Origin of the sequence: Psychrobacter sp. TB20-MNA-CIBAN-0197 (assembly GCF_040309765.1) — a bacterium.
Taxonomy (GTDB): domain Bacteria; phylum Pseudomonadota; class Gammaproteobacteria; order Pseudomonadales; family Moraxellaceae; genus Psychrobacter; species Psychrobacter submarinus.
Window position 1 is genome coordinate 1 of sequence record NZ_JBEOPC010000534.1, and the last position, 275, is coordinate 275.

At 40.7% G+C, this 275-nt stretch carries 1 protein-coding gene; it reads left to right on the plus strand.

The window, feature by feature from the left end; all coding sequences use genetic code 11:
* Positions 1 to 275 (plus strand): GlgC family sugar phosphate nucleotidyltransferase (locus AAEY83_RS14835; RefSeq protein ID WP_351060085.1); only part of this gene is annotated, 275 nt, incomplete at both ends.

The following is a 275-nucleotide window of genomic DNA, read 5'->3' on the forward strand; positions in this document are numbered from 1 at the left end:
GCTTTAGACTCAACAGTCTCGGGTGGGTGTATTATTTCGGGCTCTGCGGTTAGAAAATCCCTGTTGTTTTCTAACGTTCACGTTCGCTCATTTTGTACTATTGAGCAGTCGGTTATTTTACCCGGTGCGGTTATAAACCGAGGTTGTAAAATTAAACGCGCAATAATAGATAGAAGCTGTGAAATACCGGCTGGTCTTGAAATCGGTTTTGACAAAAAAACAGATGAAGAAAACGGCTTTAGGGTATCTAAAAAAGGTATCGTTCTTGTTACACG